Origin of the sequence: Halarchaeum sp. P4 (assembly GCF_051195175.1) — an archaeon.
In the GTDB taxonomy this organism is placed as follows: Archaea; Halobacteriota; Halobacteria; order Halobacteriales; family Halobacteriaceae; genus Halarchaeum.
In genome coordinates this window covers 182232-205702 of the sequence record NZ_JBNTKC010000002.1, presented here as the reverse complement: position 1 = coordinate 205702, position 23471 = coordinate 182232, and the positions used below count along the sequence as shown (strand labels likewise).

The window sequence follows — 23471 nt, the reverse complement described above, 5'->3', positions numbered from 1 at the left end:
GCGTGCGTCCGGGCGACGTCGAGCACGCTGTCCTCCTCACGTGGCTGCTCGGACCGCTCGCGCTGCTCGCGTGGCTGACGGGGATGCCGTTCCTGCTGCCGAGTCTCGGCCCGTCCGCGTACGTGCTGGTGACGCGCGAGCGCCCGTGGCGTGCGACCGCCCGCGAGGTCATCCTCGGGCAGGCGGTGGGGGTGCTGCTGGCGTTCCTCGCGGTGCGCGTGCTCGTCGGCCCGCTCGCGGGCGTCACGCTCCTCCCGCACACCGCCGTCGGCCTCCGACAGGTCGCGGCCGTCGTCGTCGCCGTCGTCGCCGCGACGCTCGGAATGGCGGCGCTGGAGGCGCGCCATGCGCCGGCGTACGCGACGGTACTCATCTTCACGCTCGGCATTCCCGGGCGGGCCGTCGACGTCCTCGTCTTCCTCGGCGGCGTGGGCCTCCTCCTCGTGCTCGACGCGGCGCGCGTGAAGGCCCGTGCTATGCGCGCACGGTGAGGACGGGCGCGTCGGAGCGCCGGATGACCTGCTCGGTGGTGCTGCCGACGAGGAAGCGCGCGACGCCGCTGCGGCCGTGCGTCCCCATCACGACGACGTCGATGTCGCGCTCGCGGACGTAGGACACGATGGTCTGATGGGGGCGTCCCGTTTCGATGGTGGTCTCGACGTCGAGGCCGCGCTCGCGTGCGCGAGCGGCGACGTCCGCGGCGGTGCGCTCGCTCTCGGCCTCGTAGGCGGTGGCGAGCGACCCGGTGGCGGCGGGGCCGACGACGGTCGTCGTCTCCTCCGTCGGGACGACGGAGAGGACGTGGAGTGTGGCGTCGTACTGGGCCGCGAAGTCGAGTGCGTGCGCGACCCCGCGGGCGGCGACGTCGCTCCCGTCCGTCGGAACCAACACGGAGTCATACATGCGTGAGACACACTAGCACCCACAACTATGTTAATCTATCGTGTAGAATCCTATTCCGTCTCGCCGTCGTGCTCGTCCCACTCGAAGTCGTGCGACCGGTCCGTCTCCCGGAGGATGAACGGGCCGATGGAGAGCGTTCGCTTCGTCACCGTCGCGATGCGCAGGACGTACGCGAGCAGGATGGCGAACGGCAGGAGCGCCACCGAGACGGTGGCCGCCGCGACGACGAGCGCCACCCAGCCCTGTGCCACGTCCCGCGGGTCGAAGAACAACAGCGACCCCGCCGCCACCGCGAGCGCCGGAATCGAGGCGTAGAGCACCGTTCGCGAGAGATCGACGAGCTCCCACTGGAAGTACAGCGTCTTGAAGTGCTCGCGTGCCGGCCCGAACAGCTCCAGCGCCTCGATGAGGTCGTCGAGCGCCGCCGTCCCTCGCTCCGAGAGCGCGTCGGCGTGCGCCACACGGAGGCGACGCGCCGCGTAGAGCTTCCACGAGTAGTTGTAGTTCAACGCTGAGAACACCACGTCGAACTCGCCGAACTGTGAGCCCTCGAGGTTCGACGCCACCCGTTCGGCGTTCCCCACCACGTCGTCGACGAGCGTCGCCGCGCGCTCCGCCAGTTCACCGTCGTCCAGTTCCGCGACGGCGTCGCCGACGGTTTCCGCCCGGCGCTGCGTGACCGCCACGAGCGCACGGAGGAACGCCGACGGCTGCGCCGGACTCACCGGCTCCCCAACGACGTCCGCCACGTCGTCGCGAAAGGCCATCGCGCCCTCCATGCGCTCGCGCTGGTCGCCCGCCGGTCCCTGCTCCTGTGAGAGCACGAGCTGGCTCAGCGTCAACACGAGCGTCACGCCCGTCACCGTCGAGCCGACGAGCGCCTGATAGAGCGTCTCCAGCGGGTCGCCACGCGTCAACAACGCCTTCACCGGCGTCGGGTGCAGCAGACCCGCCGCGACCAGCGTGCAGAACACCGACCCGAGGAAGAGGCTCGCGACCAGCCACCGGTCGGCGTCGAGCAACACCCAGAACGCCCACCTGCTCTCCGGCACCCGCTCGCGCATCGTGTCCCCCGGTTCGGAGTTCCCGTCTCCGTCCGACATACGCGGGAGTCGCGTCCCGACGCGCCAATAGCGTGGCGGCCCCTACTGCTTCTCCGCGTCGTCCTCCTCGCGCAACTCCTCGAGCTCCGCCTCGACGGCCGCCTCGTCCACGTCGACGTCCGCCTCCACGTCCTCGGTCTCGGCCGTCTCGTCCGTCTCGATCGACTTTCCGGACTCGGCGCGGAGCGTCTCCAGTTCGGCCTCGACCTCGCGACTGGCACGCCCCTGCGAGAGTTCGCGGTCGATGGCGTCCTCGTCCGAGAGTTGGTCCTCGAAGACGCCGCGGTCGGTGAGTTCGTCCATCGCCGCCGCGCGCGCCTCCATCTCGTCGGTGCGCTCCTCGGCGCGCTCGATGGCGCGCCCGACGTCCGCCATCTCGTCGCCGACGCCCGTCATCGCCTCCGAGACGCGCGTCTGTGCCTCGGCGGCCTCGTAGCGCGCCTTCATCGTCTCCTTCTTCGTGCGGAAGCGCTCGATGCGGTCCTGTAGTTGGCTCTTCTTCTCCTCGAGGTCGTGCTGCGTGGACTCGAGCGAGGAAATCTGCTCCTCCATCTCCTCGATCTGGTCGAGTTTCTGCTGTTTCTTCTCGAGGGCGCGTCGCGCCAGGTCCTCGCGGTCCTGTCGCATCGCCTCGCGCGCCTGCTCGTTGTGCTTCTCGACGTTCTTCTGGAGGCGCTCGCGCTGGACTTCGAGACGTTTCTTCTGCGCGACGAGGTCGGCGAGGCCGCGCTCGACGTCCTTCAGTTCGTCGCGCATCTGCTCGTACGAGTAATCGAGGGTCTCCGTCGGGTCCTCCGCGCGGTTCAGGAGGGAGTTGAACTTCGAGCGGAGGATGTAGGAGGCCCGCGAGAGTAGTCCCATACTCCAAACACGTCGTTCGAGGGTTAAAGTTCTCCCCCGCGCTCGTACCGGTATGCGACAGGAGACGGTACTGGTGCCGGGCGCGCGCCGCGTCGAAGCCACCCGTGACGCGCCCGAGGACGGCGCGGCCGCCTGCGTCGTCGCGTGCCCGCCACACCCACGGATGGGTGGCCATCGCGGTGACGGACGGCTCACCGCCGTCAGCGACTACTGCACCGAGCGCGGCGTCGCCTGTCTCCGCGTCGACTACGGCGAGTGGGACGACGGCTACGGCGAGCGCGAGGACGCCCGGAACGCCCTCCGGTGGGCGGCCGAGCGCTACGACCGGGTGGGCCTCTACGGGTTCAGTTTCGGCGGCGGCGTCGCCGCCCTCGCCGCCGCGGACGTCGACGTCTCCGTCGACGCGCTCGCGCTCCTCGCGCCCGTTTCGGCAGTCGGCGACGAGTTGGACGCCGCCGCGGCGATACGCGACATCGACCCCTCGACGCCGGTCTGTGTCGTCTACGGCGAGCGAGACGACACCGCGGACTGGCAGGGCGTCGTCGACGCCGTCCGCGAGCGCGGTGGGCCAGTCCGGGCGCTTAACGCGGACCACTCCTTCGTCGGCCAGCAGGACGCAGTCGCGGAGGAAGTCGGGTCGTTCCTCGTCACGCGCCTCACGGCGTGAGGACGGCGCGGAAGCGGACGTCGGCGTTCAGCATGCGCTCGTAGGCCTCGCCCGCGTCCGCGAGGTCGAACGTCTCGACTTCGGGCGTGACGTCGCGGAGCGCGCTGAACTCCAGCGTGTCCTGCGAGTCGCGCGCGGTGCCCGAGGCCCACCCGGAGACGGACCCGCGGGTGCCGACGAGTTGGCCGACGTGGACGTCCACGGGGTCGGCGGGGATGCCGACGGCGAGCACCTCGCCGTCAACACCGAGGCCACCGACGACGGAGGAGATGGCCTCACTAGACGGCGCAGTGGCGAGGACGACTTTCGCCCCGCCGAGCGCCTGCAGGGCTTCGGCGGGGTCCTCGCGCTCGGTGTCGACGTAGTGGTCCGCGCCGAGTTCGCGGGCGTACGCCTCCTTCTCGGTGCCCCGAGAGAGCGCGACGACCTCGAAGCCGGCCTCGTGGGCGTACTGGATGCCGAGGTGGCCGAGGCCGCCCACACCCTGCACGGCGACGAGGTTGCCGGGCCGGGCGTCGCTGTTGCGGAGCGCATTGAACGTCGTGATGCCCGCGCAGAGGAGCGGTGCGGCCTCGGTGGCGTCGAGTTCCTCGGGCACCGCGGCGAGCGCCTCGCGGGGCGCGACGGTGTACTCGGCGTAGCCGCCGTCGAAGTCGATGCCGGTGACGTCGGCGTGCTCGCAGTTGATGAAGTCGCCACGGCGACACGCCTCGCAGGTGAAGCAGTGGCCGCCGTGCCAGCCGACGCCGACGCGATCGCCCTCCGCCCACTCCGTCACGTCCGCACCGACGGCGTCGATGCGCCCCACGACCTCGTGGCCGGGCGTCCGCGGGAACTCGATGCGGGGGTAGACACCCTCCTTCGTCATCTCGTCGCTGTGACAGACGCCGCAGGCCTCGACGGCGATGCGGACCGCCTCGGGGCCGGGGGTCGGGACCTCGCGTTCGACGACCTCGAAGTCGGCACCTGCCTCCGGAACTTCGACTGCGCGCATCGTCTCTGACATACGCGAGGCGTCGGACGGCGCGCCGTTAGTTCTGTGGCTACGGGCACTCCGGGCCGCCTCCACGCCCGGGCGGACGCGTGGCACCACACCGCACTCTGCGGCCCGTCCCGAAACCGTTTTCATCGCTTCGTCCGGAGACGCAGTATGCCGCAGGAGACCGGATACGACCCCGAATTGGGGAACAAGTTCGTCTTCGTCACCGGCGGCGTGATGTCCGGCCTCGGGAAAGGCATCACCGCCGCGAGCCTCGGCCGCCTCCTCACGAACGCGGGCTTCGACGTTACCGCCGTCAAAGTCGACCCGTACCTCAACGTGGACGCGGGCACCATGAACCCCTATCAGCACGGCGAGGTGTACGTGCTGAAGGACGGTGGGGAAGTCGACCTCGACTTGGGCAACTACGAACGCTTCCTCGACGTCGACATGACGTCGGACCACAACGTCACGACTGGGAAGGTCTACCAGGAGGTCATCGAGCGTGAACGCGCCGGCGACTACCTCGGGAAGACCGTCCAGGTGATTCCGCACGTCACCGACGACATCAAGCGCCGCATCCGCGAGGCCGCGGAAGGCACCGACGTCTGTATCGTCGAAATCGGCGGGACCGTCGGCGACATCGAGGGGATGCCCTACCTTGAGGCGCTCCGCCAGTTCAGCCACGAGCAGGACGACGAGGACCTCCTCTTCACGCACGTCACGCTCGTCCCGAACTCGAAGAACGGCGAGCAGAAGACGAAGCCGACCCAGCACTCCGTGAAGGAACTGCGCTCCATCGGCCTCCAGCCGGACATTCTCGTTGGGCGCAATCCCGAGAAGCTCGACCCGGACGTCAAGGAGAAAATCGCGCTCTTCTGCGACGTCGACACCGAGGCCGTCTTCTCCAACCCCGACGTCGAGGACATCTACCACGTCCCGCTCGTCCTCGAAGACGAGGGCCTCGACGAGTACGTCATGGAGCGCCTCGCCATCGCCGACGACGCGCTCCCCGAGGGCGAGCGCTCGACGGAGTGGCGCGACACCGTCACTCAGGACACGACGGGCGAGGTCGACATCGCGCTCGTCGGGAAGTACGCCTTAGAGGACGCCTACATCAGCATTCACGAGGCGCTCAAGCACGCCGGCCTCCAGCAGCAGGTCGACGTGAACGTCCAGTGGGTGGACGCCGACGAGATGACGGACGCCCACGAGGAGCGCCTGAAGGAGGCCGACGGCGTCGTCGTCCCCGGCGGGTTCGGTGCGCGTGGCACCGAGGGCAAACTCGAGGCCGTCCGCTACGCCCGCGAGAACGGCGTCCCCTTCCTCGGCCTCTGTCTCGGCTTCCAGCTCGCCGTCGTCGAGCACGCCCGGAACGTCGTCGGCCTCAAGGGCGCACACTCCGCCGAAATCGACCCGGACACGCCCCACCCCGTCATCGACCTCCTGCCCGAGCAGTACGACCTCGAGGACCTCGGCGGCACGATGCGCCTCGGCGCGCACGTCACCGAAATCGACGAGGGCACGCTCGCCGAGGACGTCTACGGCGATACCGAGTGCACGGAGCGCCATCGCCACCGCTACGAGGTCAACCCCGAGTACATCGAGCGCCTCGCCACCGAGGGCTTGACGTTCTCCGGGCACGCCGGCAACCGCATGGAAATCGTCGAGCGCGAGGATCACCCGTTCTTCCTCGGGACGCAGTTCCACCCCGAGTTCCGCTCGCGACCCTCGCGTGCGTCGCCGCCGTTCGTCGGCCTCGTCGACGCCGTCATCGAGCAGGCTGGCACCGAGACGGCCACGGAGGTGAGCAACTGATGGTGGACGTCGAGGAATTCGTCGCGGACGCGAAAGCGGAGATTCGCGAGGAACTCGGCGACAGCACGGCCATCATCGCGCTCTCCGGCGGCGTCGACTCCTCGACGGCCGCCGCGCTCGCCTACGAGGCGGTCGGCGAGCAGCTCGTCCCCGTCTACGTCGACACCGGCCTGATGCGCAAGGGCGAGACCGAGGAAATCGAGGAGGTCTTCGGCTACATGGAGCGCCTGCGCGTCGTCGACGCGTCCGAGAGGTATTTCGACAAGCTCGAGGGCGTCACCGATCCCGAGGAGAAGCGCCACGTCATCGGCGAGCAGTTCATCCGGGAGTTCGAGACGGTCGCGAAGGAAGTCGACGCCGACTACCTCGTCCAGGGCACCATCTACCCGGACCGCATCGAGTCCGAGGGGAACATCAAGAGCCACCACAACGTCGGCGGCCTTCCCGACGTCGTGGACTTCGACGGCCTCATCGAGCCGCTGCGCGACCTCTACAAGGACGAAGTGCGCGAGGTCGCGCGCCACCTCGGCCTCGAGGAAGTCATTTCGGAGCGCATGCCGTTCCCCGGTCCCGGCCTCGCCGTCCGCGTCGTCGGCGAAGTCACCGAGGAGAAGGTCCGGGTCGCCCGCGAGGCGACCGCCATCGTCGAAGACGAACTCGAGGAGTACGACCCGTGGCAGGCCTTTGCGGCCGTCCTCGGTCGCGCGACCGGCGTGAAGGGCGACAACCGCGTCCACGGCCACGTCGTCGCCGTCCGCTCCGTCGAGTCCCGTGACGGCATGACCGCCCGCGCCCAGGAACTCGACTGGGAGACCCTCCAGCGCCTCCAGTCGCGCATCACGGGCACCGTCGAGGACTGCTCGCGCGTCGTCTACGACGTCACGCACAAGCCGCCCGCGACCATCGAGTACGAATAACGAACCGGCGTTCCGGAGTCGTCGTGGCCCGGTACGTCTTTTTATCTCTCTATTTACGTGTCACGTATGGACCGCTACAGCGACGTCGACATGGACGTCGACCCGAACGAAGTCGAGACGACCGAACTCCACTACTCGCCGGACGTGCTCGTGAAGGCGTTCGCGCTCGGGCCGGGCGCCCGAGTCGACCCACACGAACACCCAGAGCAGACGAACGTCTTCCACGTCCTCGAGGGCGAACTCGTCGTCGTCGCGGACGGCGAGGAGGAGCGCGTCGGCGCGCCCGCCGTCGTCCCCTTCGAGCGCGGCGTCCCGCACGGCGCGCGCAACGAGAGCGAGTCAGTCGCGGTGTTCACGGCGACGATGGGACCGATGGAGTGAGTCACCACGGTTGCTGACGGGTGCGCTACTCCCGCAGTTCTCCGCCATCTCGTCGCCGTCGCGACGTCCATGGCGACGCCGCCGCTCCTCCGCCGCACCCTCGCACGCCTCCCCGCCGACGCGTAGGCTCGCGGCGTGTCTCGCTCTAGCCGTAACGTCCGTTTTCCCGACAGTCGTACGTTCGCGTGTATGGGAGCGTCGGAGACCGATACCGGGTCGGTCGACGACTCGACCGGCCACGTGCGCTCGCAGGAGGAAGTGCTCGCCGCCCAACTCGACTACGGGCTCGACGAACTCCGGCGGCCGACCGACGGCCTCCTCCTCTCCGGCGTCTCGGCGGGCCTCGACGTCGGCTTCGGCCCGCTCTTCATGGCCGCGCTCTACTCCGTCGCCGCCGGCGTCTGGTCGGCCCCAACGCTCGAGTTGACGCTCGGCGTCCTCTACGCGACGGGGTTCGTCTTCGTCGTCCTCGGGCGCGCCGCGCTCTTCACGGAGCACACCACGCTCGCGGTCGTCCCTGTCCTCGACGGCCGTGCGACCGTCCGCTCGCTCCTTCGGCTCTGGGGCGTCGTCTACCTCGGGAACGCCGTCGGCGGTGCCGTCTTCGCGCTCGCGATGGTCGCCGCCGCGCCCGCCTACGGCATCGTCGACCCCGCGGCGTTCGTCCACCTCGCCGAGCCGCTCGTCTCCCATCCGTGGTACGTCACGCTCGTCGCCGCCGTCCTCGCCGGCTGGCTGATGGGCCTGCTCTCGTGGCTCGTCACCGCCGTCCGCGACGCGACGACCCAGCTCGCGCTCGTCGTCCTCGTCACCACCGTCATCGGCTTCGGCCACCTCCCGCACGCCGTCGCCGGCACCGTCGAAGTGCTCGCGGGCGCGTTCGTCGCCCCCACGATCACGCTCGCCGACTACGCCCGCTTCGTCGTCCTCGCCGTCCTCGGGAACGCCGTCGGCGGGTCGGTGTTCGTCGCCCTCCTGAAGTACGGCTACGTCGTTCGCGGCCAGCGCGAGTGAGGACGGCAGTCGGCACGCACCGTACTCGCCACATTCTTAGGCGCTCGTCGCGCAGAACAGGCCATGAACGTAATCATCGTCGGCCCCGACCGCGGCCTCGGCGCCGCCCTCGACGCCCGCGGCGCGGACGTCACGCGCCTCGAAGGCGCCGCGTCCGGCGACCGCCTCCGCGAGGCCGGCATCGAGTCCGCCGACCTCCTTGTCGTCACCGACGTCGGCGAAGCCACCGCGATTCCGGTCGCCCTCGAACTCAACGAGGGCCTCAAGACCGTCGTCTACGCCGCCGACTCCGTCCCCGAGTTCGTCCGTGGGAACCTCGACCTCGCCGTCCACCCGGACGTCCTTCCCGTCGAGGCCGTCGCCGAGGAACTCACCCCCGACGTCGAGTGATGCCGTCGCGCCCGTCGATTCCCGAATCGCTCCCCGAATTCTCGCTCCCGAAGCCGTCGCTCTCGGCGCCGAAACCACCTATTCCGTCCCCACCCGTCTCGTTCCCGCGGCCGCCGCGTCCGCGCTCGCTGCTGGCGGCGCTCCGGCCGTCCCGCGAGACGGTGGACCTCGTGCTCGCCGTCGGCGCGCTCGGGACTGGAGCCGGTATCGTCGCGACGGCAGCCTACACCGCCGCGAACGCGGCCCTGCCGCTCGCGCTGCTCTCCGGCGTGCTCTCAGGTCTCCGCGAGCGCGTCACTCCCTGAAGGAGTCGAGGGGCACCGCGATGGGGCGCTCGCTCGACTCGGGCGACCCGTTCACGTCCGCGGCGTAGGGACTGACGTGCTCCCAGCAGGCGAACGTCGACACCCGGTCGGCCTCGTAAAGGTAGAAGTCGGCGGACGCGGGACAGACCGAACACGTCGGCTTGCCGCCGCAGGCGTCCATTGCCGCGTCGCGGACGGCGAGTGCGGCGGCGTCCGGCCCGTCCGGGTCGTCGCCGCCGTCGGTCGCGTCGCCCGAAGACATGCCGTACAGTTCGGATCGCTGACTGATAAACTATCGGCCCGATTCCGCGAGTTCGTCGAGGATCGGGATTTCCTCGCGCTCCGTCGCCGAAACGGCGTCCCAGTCGATGCCCGCCGGCCGGTCGTAGGGCGTCTCGGTCTCGATGACGCGCTCGGGCGTCACCACGAGGTCCATCGGGACGTCGTGGGCGTCCACCGGCCACGACGCCTCGGCGAACACCTGCTCCTCGTGGACGGTCGTCGCGACCGTCGTCTCGTCGTCGCTTGTGGTTTCACCGCTCGCCGTTCGGTGGGTTCGACTCGGGGCCGGTCCCACCAACCCGGCGTCGGTGAGGATCGCGAACTCGAAGTCGCTGAACCCCTCGCCCTTCCCGACGCGCGCGCCGTCCTCGGAGACGGCGACGCTTCCCGAGAGCACCAGATCGACGTGTCCGACCGCCTCGGGGCGGACCGCCGTCGCGTACTCGTCGACGTTCGAGAGGGCGGGCGCGCGGTCGTACTCCGCCTCGTCGATGCGCTCGGGGTCGAGTTCGAGGAAACACTCGGGGTCGCGCAGGCGCGGCACCGCCATGTAGAGCGTCTTCCCGTCGTGGAGCGCGCGTCGGCGCGCCGGGAGTTGGGGCGCGTCCGGGTTCGCCTTCACGACGTCGGCGTCGCGCCACGCGTCCGTCTCGGCGAGGCGCTCGGCGGCCTCGTCCGCCCCCGCGAAGTTCGGGATGCGGCCGTGCGGCGGGAACGGGAAGCGCGCCAGTCCTTCCTCCTCGAGGGTGTCCCACACCGACTCGCGGACGTCGTCCTTCTCCATGCGGGGGCGTTCGGGCGCGTGCCCTAAGTCAGTCGTCGTCCGCGGGCGTGAACGTCACGCCGCCAACCTCGATTTCGTCGGGGACGCGGGAGGTGTCGTGCTCGCCGACCGGCGGACGGTTCGCGTCGGCGGCGGGCGAGGATTCGAGGTCGGTCTCGTCGTCGATGGTGCTCATCTTGCCGTCGTCGCGGGCGTCGCGGGCGTCCTGGTCGATGCGCATCGAGCAGAACTCCGCGCCGCACATCGAGCAGAAGCGCGCGTCCTTGTAGTTGTCCCCGGGGAGTGTCTGGTCGTGGTAGTCGCGGGCGCGTTCGGGGTCGAGCGCGAGCGTGAACTGCTCGCGCCAGTCGAACTCGTAGCGGGCCTCGGAGAGCGCGTCGTCCCAGTCGCGCGCACCCGGCAGGTTGTTGGCGACGTCGGCGGCGTGCGCGGCGATGCGGTAGGCGGCGAGGCCGTCCCGAACGTCCTCCTCGTCGGGAAGCCCGAGGTGTTCTTTGGGGGTGACGTAGCAGAGCATCGCGGCACCCGCGCGACCGGCTTCGGCGGCGCCGATGGCGCTCGTGATGTGGTCGTAGCCGGGCGCGACGTCCGTGACGAGCGGGCCGAGGACGTAGAAGGGCGCGCCGTCGCAGACCTCGCGCTGGCGCTCGACCTGTCCGGCGACTTCGTCCAGCGGGACGTGGCCCGGGCCCTCGACCATTACCTGCACGCCGTGCTCCTGCGCGGTCGCGGTGAGCGCGCCGAGCGTGTTGAGCTCGGCGAACTGGGCGTCGTCGCCGGCGTCGGCGAGACAGCCCGGACGGAGGCCGTCGCCGAGCGAGACCGTCACGTCGTGCTCGACGAGTATCTCGCAGATATCCTCGAACTCCGTGTAGAGCGGGTTCTCCATCGCGTTCTCCTCCATCCACTGTGCGAGGACCGACCCGCCGCGCGAGACGATGCCGGTCTTGCGCCCGTCGGTGAGCGGGAGGTGTGCCATCCGCACGCCGGCGTGTATCGTCATGTAGTCGACGCCCTGCTCGGCTTGCTTCTCGATGACGTCGAGGAGACCCTCGTGGGTGATGTCAGCGGGGTCGCCGGCGCGCTTGACGGCCTCGTAGATGGGGACGGTGCCGATTGGGACGGGCGAGTGTGCGACGTTCGCCTCGCGGACGGCGTCGAGGTTCGGGCCGGTCGAGAGGTCCATCACGGTGTCGGCGCCGTAGTGGACGGCGGTGTGGAGTTTCCGGAGTTCGCCCTCGCGGTCGCTCGTCTCCTCGCTGTTCCCGATGTTCGCGTTGACCTTCGTCGCGAACGCCTCGCCGATGACCATCGGGTCGAGCGAGTCGTGGCCGTGGTTCGCGGGAATGACCGCCCGTCCTTCGGCGACCTGCTCGCGGACGAACTCGGGGTCGCGGCGCTCGCGCTCCGCGACGCGCTCCATCTCGCTGGTTATCTCGCCGTCCCGTGCTCGTTGCAGCTGCGTTCGAGCCATCGATTACTAGGTTATACTACCACGTTATAGGACTAGGGGTGCCGACTCTCACTCCTCGCCCGACTGCTCTCCCCCCACCGTGTCGTCGCCATCCTCGGCGTCGCTGCCGGTCGATTCGGTGTCCGGTTCGTCCTCCTCGGGGCGCGTCGCGAGGCCGACGAGGTGGCTGATCTCCGGGAGAATCACCTCGGAGACGCCGAGGCGGACGGCGTCCTCGCTCCCCGGTAGCGAGAAGACGGGAACGCCGTTCGCGACACCCGCCTCCGCGCGCGTGCCGACGACGCGCGTCCCGATGTCGTCGTAGGAGAACCGTCGGAAGAGCTCACCGAAGCCGGGGAGGCGCTTGTCGCAGAGCGGCCGCACCGCCTCCACGGTCACGTCGTCGGGTGTCACGCCCGTCCCGCCCGTCGTCACCACGGCGTCCACGTCGTCGCGGCGGACGATGCGGTCGACGGTCCCCTGCACCTCGTCCAAGGCGTCCGGTACGAGTTCGCGCGTCACCACCTCGTGGCCCGCCTCGGCGAGGAGCGAGACGATGGCGTCGCCGCTCGGGTCGTCGTCCTCGGTCCGCGACGACGACACCGTCACCACGCCGACCGCCACCGACTCGACGTCGTGGGCGTGATGGTCGTGGCCGTGCTCCGCCGCATCGTGCCCGTCGCGGTCCGCGTGCTCGTCGTGGCCGCCGTTCTCCTCTCCCTCGCTCGCCTGTTTGTCGCCCTCGTCACTGTCGTCCCCGGCCGCGAGACGGCTGTCGCGGGACTGAAAATCGACCATACTCGTGGTGACGCCGCCACCCGCAAAGCCGTTGTCACCCCGGCGGGCGACCGGCAAGGCTTTGGCCCCGCCGCCGATACCCACGCCGTAATGGCACAGGACGCCGAGGACCCGTACGTTCACGAACCGGCGAGCGCCGAGAGCGACGCCGAGGGACTCTCCGAGCGCCAGTCGTGGCTCCTCGTCGGCGTCCTCGCGTTCGCCGGCATCGTCGCGCCCGGCATCGTCTACCTCTGGCCGCCCGCCTTCCTCAGTTTCGAGAACGCCTACATGGCCGCCGCGATGGTCCCCGCGCTCATCCTCGCCGTCGCCGCGCTCTGGTCCGTGCAGGCCTCGCGAAACTAGACGGGTTCCTCGGGTGCGCGGAACGCCTCGCCCATCGGCCCGCCACCCGCGAGACGCGCGAGCCACAACACCGTCTCGACGCCCTGATTCTCCTCGTCACCGGCTTCCGCGGACGCAAAGGCCGTGTTCGCCATCAGCCCGCGCGTCCCGTACTCCGCGTCGAGGTAGCGCGTGAACGCCGCCAGCCCCGCCTTCGAGACCTGATACCCCGGCGACCCGGACGTCGTCTCGCCCGGCGCACCGAGCGCGCTCCCGACGTTCACGACCCGCGGGGCCCGCTGCTGGAGGAGCAGCGGGAGCGCGTGCTTACAGAGCACCATCGGCCCCCGGACGTTCGTCGCGAGCGCCCGGTCGATGCGCGAGGGGTCCTCCGTGACGATGGTGTCGCTCCCCTCACCCTCCGGGCGGCCGAACTCCGCGGCGTTCACCAGCACGTCGAGGCGCTCCGTCTCGCTGTAGATGCCGTCCACGACCGCCTCGGCGTCGCCCTCCTGTGTCACGTCGAGCAGGACGTGCTCGCAGTCCGCGGGCACGTCGTCGTTCATCGACTGCGTCGCCGCGTACACCGTCGCGTCGTACTCCGCGAGGCCCGCTGCCACCGCGCGCCCCACGCCCGACGCCGCGCCGGTGACGAGGGCAACCTGTCCCGTCAGTGACTCCTGCGTCTCGACCATACTCGTGGGAAACGGCCCGCCCCCAAGAGACCCGCGGACGCGCGGCGTCGCCCGCGACGGGTGCGGAGAGAAAAATACGGCTCGGTCAGCGCTCGCGTATCGCGGCCCTCACACGGTGAGCGCCGAGGTTGCTCGCGTCTCACTCCGTTCGCGCTCCGCTCCTCGTCACGCGTTGCGTGACGGTTACTCGCGCGGTCCGCCGGCCTCGGGGTCCGCCTCGCCGGTGAGGTCACGCCGGAGCGCGATGTCGAACCACGGGCAGAAGCGGAGTTGGCGGTAGTGGCGCGGGTTCTCCCAGAGGTCCTCGTAGTCCGCCCAGAGGACGCCGCCGACCTCCTCGGGGTCCGGGTCGAGCGTCGTGTCGTGGAGCGTCGCCTTCAGCACCGCGCAGACCTCCCACTCGACGCCCTCGTCGAGGTAGTGGCGCTTGTACTCGAAGCGGTCGGTGACCTCGAGCTCGCCATACTGGTCGGGGGTCACGCCCAGTTCCTCCTCGAGGCGTTCCTCGGTCGCCTCGATTTGGGACTGGCCCTCGACGGGGTGGGAGGCGACGGTGCCGTCCCAGTGGGTGTCCCAGAGGCGCTTGCGCGCGGCGCGCTGTGCGAGGAGGACGCGGCCGTCCTCGTCGAAGAGGAGGCAGGTGAACGCGCGGTGGCGGACGCCGTCGCCCGTGTGCGCGTCGAGGCGGTTCACCAGCCCCTCGGGTTCGTCCGCGTTGTTCACCGCGACGACGTCCTGTCGCGCGTTCTCGACCTCCTCCGCCGTTCGGACGATTTCCTCGTCCTCGCGGCCGGCGTCTGCGTCGCTCATGCTCTCAGGGAGGGCGAGGCGCTACAAATGGCTTCGGACTTCCGTCGTCGCGCCGAGGACCCGGCGAGGGTGACGCTTTTCCCGCTCGTCCCCGCACCAACGAGCATGAAGGCCGCAGTGCTCCGCGAGTACGACGACCCGCTCGCCATCGAGGACGTCCCCGAACCGACACCGCCCGAGCACGGCGTGGTCGTCGACGTCGAGGCCTGCGGGGTCTGCCGGAGCGACTGGCACGCGTGGAAGGGCCACGGCGAGTGGGCGGACGACGCCGTCGAGCGCGGCCAGGTGCTCGGTCACGAACCCGCCGGCCGCGTCAGCGCCGTCGGCGAGCGCGTCACCGAGTGGGCGGTCGGCGACCGCGTCGTCGTCCCGTTCTCCCTCGGCGACGGCACCTGTGAGCACTGCGTCACCGGCCACGGCAACCGCTGTACGGACGGGTACGCGCTCGGCTTCGAGCAGTCCGTCCCGGGCGCGTTCGCCGAGCGGGTCGCCGTCCCGCACGCCGACTACAACCTCGCCGCGCTCCCCGACTCGCTCTCCGTTCGGGACGCCGCCGCGCTCGGCTGTCGCTACGCCACCGCGTTCAACGCGTTCACCAATCAGGCCGCCGTCGGGGCTGGCGACTGGGTCGCCGTCCACGGCTGTGGCGGCGTCGGCCTCTCGGCGGTCCAAATCGCCGCCACGCGGGGCGCGACCGTCGTCGCCGTCGACATCAACGAACAGGCGCTCGACCTCGCCGCCGCCCTCGGCGCGGACGTCCTCGTGAACGCCCGCGAGAGTGACGTCCGCGCCGAAGTCCGCGAGCACACCGATGGTGGCGCACACGTCTCCGTGGACGCGCTCGGCCGCGCGGAGACCTGTCGGAACTCCGTCGACTCGCTCCGACGCGCCGGCACGCACGTCCAAATCGGCCTCACGACGGACGCCGAAGAAGGCGAGGTGTCGCTCCCGACGGACGCGATGACGCGCAACGAGCTTACGTTCGTCGGGGCGCGCGGCCTCAGCCCCACCGACTACCCCGCGCTCCTCCGCTTCGTCGCGGGCGCGGACGTCGACCCGGGCGCGCTCGTCACGCGCGACGTGTCGCTTGACGAGGTGCCCGCGCGTCTCGCCGCGATGGACGACTACGACACCGCCGGCGTCGAAGTCGTCACCGAGTTCTAGGCGCCGTCGTCCGCTGCGGCGTCCTCGCGCTCCGACTGCACGAGGGCGAGCATGAGGCTCCCGAGGAGGTAGCTCACCGCCCCGACGGCGAGCAGCACCGCGAGCGGGCGGAGGACTGGCGTCGTCCGGTCGGCGATGCCGCGATACATCAGCGAGCGCGTGTAGGCGAGGAGGAGCGCCGCGAGCGGGAGCACCAAGACGGCGGTACACCGGCGGAGCGTGCGCTGAAGGGAGTCGTCGGACATACCCGTCTCGACGACTGCCCGGAAGAAGGAGGTTCGGGTGACTGAGACGGCGACTGAACCGTCACGTGGGCGCGCGCCGTGCCGGTCAGTTCCCGAGTCCGACGCACACGAGGACGTCCGCTAGCGGCCCTCGCCGCTGCCGACACCCGGAATCGCCACCTCGTCCTCGACCTTCGACATCGCGTAGGAGGCGGTGACGACGAGCACGAGGTAGAACACCGCCGCGAGGACGTAGGAGTTCGTGTACGCGAACGTCTCCGAGCCGACGTCCTGGGCGTTCTTGAATATCTCGGGCACGGTGATGAACGTCGCGAGCGAACTGTACTTGATGAGGTAGACGAGCTCGTTCGTCCACGACGGAATCGCGTACCGGAGCGCCTGCGGGAGGACGACGAAGCGGATGCCCTCCAGTTTGTCGAGGCCGACGGCGCGCGCCGCCATCAACTGGCCGGGGTCGACGCTCTCCACGGAGCCGCGGATGTACTCGGCCTGATAGGCCGAGGAGTTGATGGTGAAGCCGATGATGGCGATCCAGACTGCCTGCCCCGGGACGATGCCGTGCCCGACGAACGGGAGTTCGCGGATGAACTTCGAGAGGAACGGCGCGCCGAAGTAGAGCAGGAACAGTTGTGCGACGAGCGGCGTCCCGCGGATGAGTTCGATGTAGACGAGCGCGACGTACTTCGAGACGCCGCCGTAGACGCGCGCCGCCGCGAGCGGCACCGCGATGACGAGGCCGAACAGGATGCCGAGGACGGTGAGCACGACCGTCAGCCACGCCGCGACGGCGAGCTTCGGGCCGTACTGGCTCGCGAACCCGACCATCCCGACCGCCCAGCCGAGGAAGTCGAAGGCGACGGCGACGACCGGGACGCCGTTCGCGACCGCGCCGACGCTCGCGCCGAGCGACTCCAGCGACGCCGCGAACGACTGCGGGACGAGCGGCTCCGTCGGCCCGACGACGACGCCGCCGAGCCACGAGTTCAGCCACCGGAACACCAACCAGAGCCAGACGAACCCGCCGACGGCGTACGTGAGGGCGCGTTCGAGTCCGGCGTGACGGCGCTCTCGCTCGACCGACATCTATGACTCCGGTTCGGTGCCGCCGTGCAGTTCGGTGAGCCGGCGGAGGAACTGCTCGGTGCGTTCGTGCTGCGGGTTCGTGAACAACTGCTCGGGGTCGCCGTGCTCGACGAGGTGGCCGTCCTCGAGGAACATGATGTCCGTCGCCACCTGCCGGGCGAACCCCATCTCGTGGGTGACACAGAGCATCGTCATCCCCTCCTCGGCGAGTTCGCGCATCACGCCGAGGACGTCGCCGATGAGTTCGGGGTCGAGCGCTGACGTCGGCTCGTCGAACAGCATCAGCTTCGGGTCCATTGCGAGCGCGCGGGCGATGCCGACGCGCTGTTTCTGCCCGCCGGAGAGCTCCGCCGGGTAGGAGTCGACCTGGTCGGCGAGGCCGACGCGCTCGAGTTCCGCCAGCGCGCGCTCGTTCGCCTCCGCCTTCGACTGCCCGAGGACGCGGCGCGGGCCGAGCGCGACGTTCTCCCTCGCGGTGAGGTGCGCGAAGAGGTTGAAGTCCTGGAAGACCATCCCGACCTGCCGGCGCAACTCGTTGACGTCCATCGCCATGACGTCCTCGCCGTCGAGGCGAATCGTCCCGCCCTCGAACTCGGTGAGGCGGTTCACACACCGCAGGAGGGTGGACTTCCCGGAGCCGCTCGGCCCGATGAGCACCTGGACGTCCTGTCGGTCCATCTCGAAGTCGATGCCCTCGAGCACCCGTTCGTCGCCGTAGCTCTTCTGGAGGTCCTCGGCGGTGAGGAGGTGGTCGCTCATTGCGACGCACCTCCGCCGGGGATACTGAAGACGTCGTCGACGTACTCGAGAATCCGGTTCCCGGCCAGCGTCAACACGAGGTAGATGACGGCGACCGTGACGAACAGTTCGGGCGTCGCGGTTGTCTGCTGGGGGATGAGGTTGTACATCTGGTAGAAGATTTCCGTGTAGCTGATGGCGAACGCGATGCTGGTGTCCTTCAGGACGATGGTGTACTCGTTCTGGAAGCCCGGGATGTAGCGCCGGAGCGCCTGCGGAATCATCACGTGGCGAATCGCGCCGAGCTTCGAGAGGCCGATGGCGCGCGCGGCCTCCATCTGGCCGCGGCCGATGGACTGGAGCGCCCCACGGAACACCTGCCCCTGATAGGCGGCGCTTCGCACGCCGAGTGCGGCCGTCGCGGCGACGAACGCCGGCGAGAGGCCGAGCCCGAAGTACGTGATGAACATCAGGACGATGATGGGCGTGCCCCGAACGGCGACACCCACCTTCCGGGCGAGCCACGCGCTCCGTCGCCCGCCGTACACCTCGAGGACGCCGAGGGGAAGCCCGGCGACGAACCCGAGGCCGAGTGCCGCCCCGGTGAGCTTCAGCGCGGGCCAGACGGCCGCGAGGAGCGTCCAGAGGTTGTCCCTGACGAACCCCCAGTCAGACGCCGCGAGCGGCAGGGCGACGGACGACATGGGTTAGTTGCTGCTGTTCTCGCTGCTCGTCGTCGTCGTAGTCGTCGTCTCGGCGGACGCGAACCACTTCGTCTTCAGGTCGGCGTACGTCCCGTTGTCACGGACGGCCTGCAGGCCGGCGTTGAGGCCGGACTCGAGGTCCGGCGAGTTCTTCCGGATGCCGAAGGCGTACTGCTCGCCGGTTTCGACGACGGTCGAAATGACGACGTCCCGACTGCTGACGAAGGTGTCCGCGACGGGCTTGTCGAGGACGACGGCGTCGATGTTGCCGTTCTCGAGGTCGGTGACGGCGAGGACGTAGTTCGAGTAGGCGTTGTAGTTCGCCTCCTTGAGGGTGCCGTTCTCGATGAGGCCTTGGATCTGGGACTCGCCGGTCGTCCCGGACTGCGCGCCGACCTTGTGGCCGGCGAGGTCCGAGAGGCTCTGGGGCTTCCACGAGGAGCCCTTGCGGACGAGGATGGCCTGGTTCGCGTCCCAGTAGGGGTTCGTGAAGGCGATGGACTCCTTTCGCTTCTCCGTGATGGAGAGGCCGGCGGCGAGCACGTCCACCTTGTTCGCGGTGAGCGCGCCGATGAGCGAGCCGAACTCGTACTGCTCCCAGGTCTTGAGGGTATAGCCGTCGGACTGTTCGACGACGGCTTCGAGCAGGTCGATGTCGAAGCCGACGAGCTTGCCGTTCTGAATCATCTCGAACGGCGGGAAGCCGGGGGCGGTGCCGGCGACGATCTGAGTCTGCTGCTGGCTGGACGTCGTCGAGCCGGTGGTCGTGCCGTTGCCGCCGCCGTTGGACGAACAGCCGGCGAGCGTGAGCGCCGCACCGCTCGCTCCGAGTGCTTTGAGGTAGCTCCGTCTATCCATATCCACTCAATCGGGCGGGTTCTACATAAATTGAGGCAAAAGTGAGCGACGCGCGCCGAGAAACCCGTTTGGCGGCCGACACGCCGACCAGATGGTTACGACGGACGACGAACCCCCGTCTCGACGCAGACCATAGGTTTTTGGCGTGGGCCGTCGCCGTAGTGGACATGGGATTGGACGAAGACGCGCTCGAGTATCACGAGCGCGAGCCACCAGGCAAACTGGAGATCGCGACGACGAAGCCGACGAACACGCAGCGGGACCTCTCGCTGGCGTACTCGCCCGGTGTCGCCGCGCCCTGCCGACGTATCGACGAGGACTCTGAGAAGGCATTCCGCTACACGGCGAAGGGGAACCTCGTCGGAGTCGTCTCGAACGGCTCGGCGGTGCTCGGCCTCGGTGACATCGGCGCACAGGCCTCGAAACCCGTGATGGAGGGGAAGGGTGTGCTCTTCAAGCGTTTCGCCGACATCGACGTGTTCGACGTCGAACTCGACCAGAACGACGTCGATGCGTTCGTCGAGTCGGTGGCGGCGATGGAACCGACGTTCGGCGGCGTCAACCTCGAGGACATCAAGGCTCCCGAGTGCTTCGAGATCGAGGAGCAACTCCGCGAGCGGATGGACGTCCCCGTCTTCCACGACGACCAGCACGGCACCGCCATCATCAGCGGTGCGGGCCTCATCAACGCCCTCGACATCGTCGGGAAGGACATCGAGGACGTCGACATCACCATCTCCGGCGCGGGCGCCTCCGCTATTGCCTCCGCGAAGTTCTACGTCTCGCTCGGCGCGAAGAAGGAGAACATCACGATGTGCGACTCGACGGGCATCCTCACCGAGGAGCGCGCCGAGGCCGGCGACCTCAACGAGTACAAGGCCGAGTTCGCCCGCGACCTCCCCGAGGGCGGCCTCGCCGACGCGATGGAGGGCGCCGACGTCTTCATCGGCCTCTCCGCGCCCGGCATCGTCTCCCCCGAGATGGTGCGCTCGATGGCTGCGAACCCGGTCATCTTCGCGATGGCGAACCCGGACCCCGAAATCGGCTACGAGGAGGCGAAGAACGCCCGCGACGACACCGTCATCATGGGGACCGGACGCTCCGACCACCCCAACCAGGTGAACAACGTGCTGGGGTTCCCGTTCATCTTCCGGGGCGCCCTCGACGTTCGGGCGACCGGCATCAACGAGGAGATGAAGGTCGCGTGCGCGAAGGCGCTCGCGGAACTCGCGCGCGAGGACGTGCCCGACCAGGTCGTGAAGGCCTACGGCGACCAACCCCTCCAGTTCGGCCCCGAGTACATCATCCCGAAGCCCGTCGACCCGCGCGTCCTCTTCGAGGTCGCCCCTGCCGTCGCCGAGGCCGCCATCGAGTCCGGCGTCGCCCGGCGCGACCTCGACCTCGCGGAGTACCGCGAGCGCCTCGAGGCCCGCCTCGGCAAGTCGCGCGAGATGATGCGTGTCGTCCTCAATAAGGCGAAGAGCGACCCGAAGCGCGTCGCGCTCGGCGAGGGCGACGACGAGAAGATGATTCGCGCCGCCTCCCAGATGGTCGAGGAGGGCATCGCCGAACCCGTCCTCATCGGCGACGCGGACACCATCCACGAGACCGTCGAGGATCTCGGACTCGGCTTCGACCCCGAAATCGTCGACCCCGAGCAGTCCGACTACGACGAGTACGCCGAACGTCTCTACGACCTCCGCAAACGCAAGGGCGTCACGGAGAGCGAGGCCGCCGAACTCGTCCGCCGTGACCCGAACTACCTCGGGAGCGTCATGGTCGAGAAGGGCGACGCTGACGCGCTCCTCACCGGCCTCACCCACCACTACCCCTCGGCGCTCCGCCCGCCGCTCGAAGTCATCGGCACCGCGCCGGACGCCAAGCACGTCGCCGGCGTCTACATGCTGACGTTCAAGAACCGCGTCGTCTTCTGCGCCGACACCACCGTCAACACCGACCCCGACGAGGAGGTGCTCGCCGAAATCGCCGAGCACGTCGCCGCGCTCGCCCGGCGGTTCAACGTCGAGCCGCGCGTCGCGATGCTCTCCTACTCGAACTTCGGCAGCGTCGAGAGCGAGGGCACCGAGAAGGTCGCGGCGGCCGCAGAGCGCCTCCGCGAGGACCCCGCGGTCGACTTCCAGGTGGACGGCGAGATGCAGGCCGACACCGCCGTCGTCGAGGACATCCTCGAGGACACCTACGACTTCGCGGACCTCGACGGCCCCGCGAACTGCCTCGTCTTCCCCAACCTCGAGGCCGGCAACATCGGCTACAAGCTCCTCCAGCGCCTCGGCGGCGCAGAGGCAATCGGTCCGATGCTCACCGGCATGGACGAGCCCGTCCACGTCATCCAGCGCGGCGACGAGGTCAAGGACATCGTCAACCTCGCGGGCGTCGCCGTCGTCGACGCACAGGAGGAGGAAGCAGAATGAGTGACGCGACCTTCCTGCACGTCTGCCTGAATGTCGCGGACGTCGAGGAGTCCGTGGCGTGGTACACCGAGCAACTCGGCTTCGAGGAGTCCTGGGGCTTCGAGCTCGAGGACACCGTCAATCGCTACGTCGCCGACGAGGCCGGCGTCGAACTCCAGCTCTCCGAGACTGAGGGTGTGACGCCCTCCGAGTCCGGCGACCGCTGGGACCACTTCGCCGTCAAAGTCGAGGACGTCGACGCGGCGTTCGCGGACATCGACCACCACGGTGTCGTCCAAGCACCCGAGGACAACGAGACCGCGGGTGCGCGCACCGCGTTCATCGAGGACCCCGACGGCCACGTCATCGAACTTGTCGGTCCGCTGAGCGACGAGTAAGCGCACCTACCTCTCTCGGTTTTTCGCGCTGAATACGTCATGTTGCACTTGCCGGGCAGTCGTTACGATGGGCGCAAGGAAGTGGCTCGTCGTGGACAACCGGGTCCGCTCAGTCCCCGGCGTGGCGGTTCGCGCGACTCGGCGGCGGAATCTGTGGCTCCTCGGTCTCCACGTCGGGGAGGCGACACTGCGCGGGTTCCTCGTTGACGTGCGCGTACTGCTCGGGGGCGTTCGCGAGGACGTGCGCGGGGTTCTCGCCGCTCCCGAGTTCGGCGGCCCGGAGTTCGCCGAACCCGGCGACGCGCGCGCGGATGCCGCGCCAGTGGTTCGCCGCGCCGGACGGCACGGTGACGTCGCGCAGCGCCCGGTAGTTGGGGTCGCGACCCGCGAGGACGGCGAGGTTCACGTCCCCGGCGAGGTCGCTGTGGTCGACGAGGACGCCGACGTTCGCGTCCGCGGGCGCGCGGTGCGCGAGGACGTCGAGGCCGAGGTGGAGCGCGCGGTACTCCGCGACGTTGTTGTCCGGGGCCGAATCGGGGACGGCGAGTCGAGCGACGCGCTCACCGCTCCTGGTCTCGATGATGACTCCGAGCCCACCCCCGTCGGGTGCGAACGACCCGTCCGTCGCCACGTAGAAGTCCCGGCGGTGTGTCCGGGGGTGGTGGGCGATATGGGGGGTCGGTGAGTCGTCGAACAGCTCGCGCAGCCGTTGCCGGCCCACGGTGGCCATACGCGTCAGTACCTCCTGAGGGGACTTAAACCGTATGCTGGACCATGTCACAATTACCCATGGACCGGTCGCCCCACAACTACTACTACCGTCTCCACCGACAGGCCGGTATGGCGCTCACTGCCCGCGATTTAATGACGACGGACGTCGAGACCGTCTCGCCCGACGACGAAATCAGCGAGGTGCTCACGAAACTCGCCCGGCGCGACTTCACGGGCTTCCCAGTCGTCGAGGGGGGCGAACTCGTCGGCATCGTCACCGAACACGACCTCGTCGACATCTTCCAGCCGAGCGACCGCACCCTCTACGTCCCGTTCGGCCTCCCGCCGTTCCTCGAGAGCCTGACGTACGCTATCGACCTCTCGTGGGACGAACTCGACGTCGAACTCGACCTCGTGAAGAACGCCGGGCGGCCCATCCGCGAGGTGATGACGACGGACGTGAAGACGGTCACGCCCGACGCGCCCCTCGACGCGATACTCGCCGTGCTCACGAACGAGGACGAGGACGTCAACCGCATCCCCGTCGTCGAGGGCGACCACCTCGTCGGCATCGTCACCCGGCAGGACGCCCTGCGCGCCGTCTACCGCGAGCGGACAGGTGTGGACGTCGACGCGGCGTGAGGACCACGTGGGACGAGCACCTATCGAAACGTT

At 69.3% G+C, this 23471-nt stretch carries 29 protein-coding genes; 13 read left to right on the top strand and 16 right to left on the bottom strand.

The window, feature by feature from the left end; all coding sequences use genetic code 11:
- Window positions 1-2 precede the first annotated feature (2 nt).
- Complete coding sequence (locus ACQUS8_RS09175; RefSeq protein WP_435099916.1) at window positions 3-491, top strand: HPP family protein; 489 nt, start codon at window positions 3-5, stop codon at window positions 489-491.
- On the opposite strand, the gene ACQUS8_RS09170 is transcribed toward ACQUS8_RS09175, so the two are convergent.
- From ACQUS8_RS09170 to ACQUS8_RS09160, 3 genes are read right to left on the bottom strand one after another with little or no spacing between them, the layout of a single operon-like run.
- Window positions 475-903 (bottom strand): universal stress protein, encoded by a 429-nt coding sequence (locus ACQUS8_RS09170; RefSeq protein ID WP_435099913.1) that lies wholly within the window; start codon window positions 901-903, stop codon window positions 475-477. The genes ACQUS8_RS09175 and ACQUS8_RS09170 overlap by 17 nt on opposite strands.
- 50 nt (window positions 904-953) lie before the next feature.
- Entirely contained in the window at window positions 954-2006 is a 1053-nt protein-coding gene (locus ACQUS8_RS09165; RefSeq protein ID WP_435099910.1) for a hypothetical protein, read from the bottom strand.
- Window positions 2007-2048: 42 nt separating this feature from the next.
- Complete coding sequence (locus ACQUS8_RS09160; protein ID WP_435099907.1) at window positions 2049-2867, bottom strand: PspA/IM30 family protein; 819 nt, start codon at window positions 2865-2867, stop codon at window positions 2049-2051.
- A gap of 52 nt (window positions 2868-2919) precedes the next feature.
- Here ACQUS8_RS09160 and ACQUS8_RS09155 point away from each other — a divergent pair, with 52 nt between their 5' ends.
- A complete protein-coding gene (locus tag ACQUS8_RS09155; protein ID WP_435099904.1) occupies window positions 2920-3534 on the top strand; it encodes a CocE/NonD family hydrolase in 615 nt (204 codons plus the stop codon).
- On the opposite strand, the gene ACQUS8_RS09150 is transcribed toward ACQUS8_RS09155, so the two are convergent.
- Entirely contained in the window at window positions 3524-4540 is a 1017-nt protein-coding gene (locus ACQUS8_RS09150) for an alcohol dehydrogenase (protein WP_435099901.1), read from the bottom strand. The genes ACQUS8_RS09155 and ACQUS8_RS09150 overlap by 11 nt on opposite strands.
- A gap of 144 nt (window positions 4541-4684) precedes the next feature.
- Between ACQUS8_RS09150 and ACQUS8_RS09145 the strand changes: the two genes are divergently transcribed.
- The 6 genes from ACQUS8_RS09145 (at window position 4685) to ACQUS8_RS09120 (ending at window position 9338) form a co-directional block, all read left to right on the top strand.
- The gene (locus ACQUS8_RS09145; RefSeq protein ID WP_435099898.1) at window positions 4685-6331 is read left to right on the top strand and encodes a CTP synthase; all 1647 of its coding nucleotides are present in this window, start codon (window positions 4685-4687) and stop codon (window positions 6329-6331) included.
- A complete protein-coding gene (gene guaA / locus ACQUS8_RS09140) occupies window positions 6331-7248 on the top strand; it encodes a glutamine-hydrolyzing GMP synthase (protein WP_435099895.1) in 918 nt (305 codons plus the stop codon). The genes ACQUS8_RS09145 and guaA overlap by 1 nt, the downstream gene beginning before the upstream one ends.
- A gap of 66 nt (window positions 7249-7314) precedes the next feature.
- Entirely contained in the window at window positions 7315-7629 is a 315-nt protein-coding gene (locus ACQUS8_RS09135) for a cupin domain-containing protein (RefSeq protein WP_435099892.1), read from the top strand.
- A 189-nt stretch (window positions 7630-7818) separates the two neighbouring features.
- Window positions 7819-8643 (top strand): formate/nitrite transporter family protein, encoded by an 825-nt coding sequence (locus tag ACQUS8_RS09130; RefSeq protein WP_435099889.1) that lies wholly within the window; start codon window positions 7819-7821, stop codon window positions 8641-8643.
- Between the two features lie 63 nt (window positions 8644-8706).
- Entirely contained in the window at window positions 8707-9033 is a 327-nt protein-coding gene (locus ACQUS8_RS09125) for a DUF7126 family protein (RefSeq protein WP_435099886.1), read from the top strand.
- Entirely contained in the window at window positions 9033-9338 is a 306-nt protein-coding gene (locus ACQUS8_RS09120; RefSeq protein ID WP_435099883.1) for a hypothetical protein, read from the top strand. Before ACQUS8_RS09125 ends, ACQUS8_RS09120 begins: the two co-directional genes overlap by 1 nt.
- Here the strand turns inward: ACQUS8_RS09120 and ACQUS8_RS09115 are convergent.
- The 4 genes from ACQUS8_RS09115 to ACQUS8_RS09100 form a co-directional block, all read right to left on the bottom strand.
- Window positions 9328-9600: a hypothetical protein gene (locus ACQUS8_RS09115; RefSeq protein WP_435099880.1), complete on the bottom strand. Its 273-nt coding sequence runs from the start codon at window positions 9598-9600 to the stop codon at window positions 9328-9330. The genes ACQUS8_RS09120 and ACQUS8_RS09115 overlap by 11 nt on opposite strands.
- A 30-nt stretch (window positions 9601-9630) precedes the next feature.
- Entirely contained in the window at window positions 9631-10404 is a 774-nt protein-coding gene (locus ACQUS8_RS09110) for a 5-formyltetrahydrofolate cyclo-ligase (RefSeq protein ID WP_435099877.1), read from the bottom strand.
- Window positions 10405-10432: 28 nt separating this feature from the next.
- Window positions 10433-11827 carry a phosphomethylpyrimidine synthase ThiC gene (gene thiC / locus ACQUS8_RS09105; protein WP_435101024.1) on the bottom strand — a complete coding sequence of 465 codons (1395 nt, stop codon included), beginning with the start codon at window positions 11825-11827 and terminating at the stop codon, window positions 10433-10435.
- A 99-nt stretch (window positions 11828-11926) separates the two neighbouring features.
- Window positions 11927-12655: a molybdenum cofactor synthesis domain-containing protein gene (locus tag ACQUS8_RS09100; protein ID WP_435099874.1), complete on the bottom strand. Its 729-nt coding sequence runs from the start codon at window positions 12653-12655 to the stop codon at window positions 11927-11929.
- Between the two features lie 90 nt (window positions 12656-12745).
- Between ACQUS8_RS09100 and ACQUS8_RS09095 the strand changes: the two genes are divergently transcribed.
- Entirely contained in the window at window positions 12746-13000 is a 255-nt protein-coding gene (locus tag ACQUS8_RS09095) for a hypothetical protein (protein WP_435099871.1), read from the top strand.
- On the opposite strand, the gene ACQUS8_RS09090 is transcribed toward ACQUS8_RS09095, so the two are convergent.
- Window positions 12997-13674, bottom strand: coding sequence for an SDR family NAD(P)-dependent oxidoreductase (locus ACQUS8_RS09090; RefSeq protein WP_435099868.1), 678 nt, complete (start codon window positions 13672-13674; stop codon window positions 12997-12999). The genes ACQUS8_RS09095 and ACQUS8_RS09090 overlap by 4 nt on opposite strands.
- Before the next feature lie 183 nt (window positions 13675-13857).
- On the bottom strand, window positions 13858-14484 hold the full coding sequence (gene idi, locus ACQUS8_RS09085) for an isopentenyl-diphosphate Delta-isomerase (RefSeq protein WP_435099865.1): 627 nt from the start codon (window positions 14482-14484) through the stop codon (window positions 13858-13860).
- Between the two features lie 105 nt (window positions 14485-14589).
- Here idi and ACQUS8_RS09080 point away from each other — a divergent pair, with 105 nt between their 5' ends.
- Window positions 14590-15648, top strand: coding sequence for a zinc-binding dehydrogenase (locus ACQUS8_RS09080; protein WP_435099862.1), 1059 nt, complete (start codon window positions 14590-14592; stop codon window positions 15646-15648).
- Here the strand turns inward: ACQUS8_RS09080 and ACQUS8_RS09075 are convergent.
- From ACQUS8_RS09075 to ACQUS8_RS09055, 5 genes are all read right to left on the bottom strand, one after another.
- Complete coding sequence (locus tag ACQUS8_RS09075; protein ID WP_435099859.1) at window positions 15645-15893, bottom strand: hypothetical protein; 249 nt, start codon at window positions 15891-15893, stop codon at window positions 15645-15647. The two genes, ACQUS8_RS09080 and ACQUS8_RS09075, sit on opposite strands and share 4 nt — an antisense overlap.
- 120 nt (window positions 15894-16013) lie before the next feature.
- Complete coding sequence (locus tag ACQUS8_RS09070) at window positions 16014-16976, bottom strand: amino acid ABC transporter permease (protein ID WP_435099856.1); 963 nt, start codon at window positions 16974-16976, stop codon at window positions 16014-16016.
- Complete coding sequence (locus ACQUS8_RS09065) at window positions 16977-17735, bottom strand: amino acid ABC transporter ATP-binding protein (RefSeq protein WP_435099853.1); 759 nt, start codon at window positions 17733-17735, stop codon at window positions 16977-16979.
- Window positions 17732-18418 (bottom strand): amino acid ABC transporter permease, encoded by a 687-nt coding sequence (locus tag ACQUS8_RS09060; RefSeq protein ID WP_435099850.1) that lies wholly within the window; start codon window positions 18416-18418, stop codon window positions 17732-17734. Before ACQUS8_RS09060 ends, ACQUS8_RS09065 begins: the two co-directional genes overlap by 4 nt.
- Before the next feature lie 3 nt (window positions 18419-18421).
- Window positions 18422-19276 (bottom strand): basic amino acid ABC transporter substrate-binding protein, encoded by an 855-nt coding sequence (locus ACQUS8_RS09055; protein ID WP_435099847.1) that lies wholly within the window; start codon window positions 19274-19276, stop codon window positions 18422-18424.
- Between the two features lie 167 nt (window positions 19277-19443).
- Here ACQUS8_RS09055 and ACQUS8_RS09050 point away from each other — a divergent pair, with 167 nt between their 5' ends.
- Together ACQUS8_RS09050 and ACQUS8_RS09045 are read left to right on the top strand one after the other, a co-directional pair.
- Window positions 19444-21708, top strand: coding sequence for an NADP-dependent malic enzyme (locus ACQUS8_RS09050; protein ID WP_435099844.1), 2265 nt, complete (start codon window positions 19444-19446; stop codon window positions 21706-21708).
- The gene (locus ACQUS8_RS09045) at window positions 21705-22085 is read left to right on the top strand and encodes a VOC family protein (protein ID WP_435099841.1); all 381 of its coding nucleotides are present in this window, start codon (window positions 21705-21707) and stop codon (window positions 22083-22085) included. The genes ACQUS8_RS09050 and ACQUS8_RS09045 overlap by 4 nt, the downstream gene beginning before the upstream one ends.
- 109 nt (window positions 22086-22194) lie before the next feature.
- On the opposite strand, the gene ACQUS8_RS09040 is transcribed toward ACQUS8_RS09045, so the two are convergent.
- Window positions 22195-22815 carry a ribonuclease H gene (locus ACQUS8_RS09040; protein WP_435099838.1) on the bottom strand — a complete coding sequence of 207 codons (621 nt, stop codon included), beginning with the start codon at window positions 22813-22815 and terminating at the stop codon, window positions 22195-22197.
- A gap of 110 nt (window positions 22816-22925) precedes the next feature.
- Here ACQUS8_RS09040 and ACQUS8_RS09035 point away from each other — a divergent pair, with 110 nt between their 5' ends.
- The gene (locus ACQUS8_RS09035; protein ID WP_435101022.1) at window positions 22926-23438 is read left to right on the top strand and encodes a CBS domain-containing protein; all 513 of its coding nucleotides are present in this window, start codon (window positions 22926-22928) and stop codon (window positions 23436-23438) included.
- The last annotated feature ends 33 nt before the right edge of the window (window positions 23439-23471 follow it).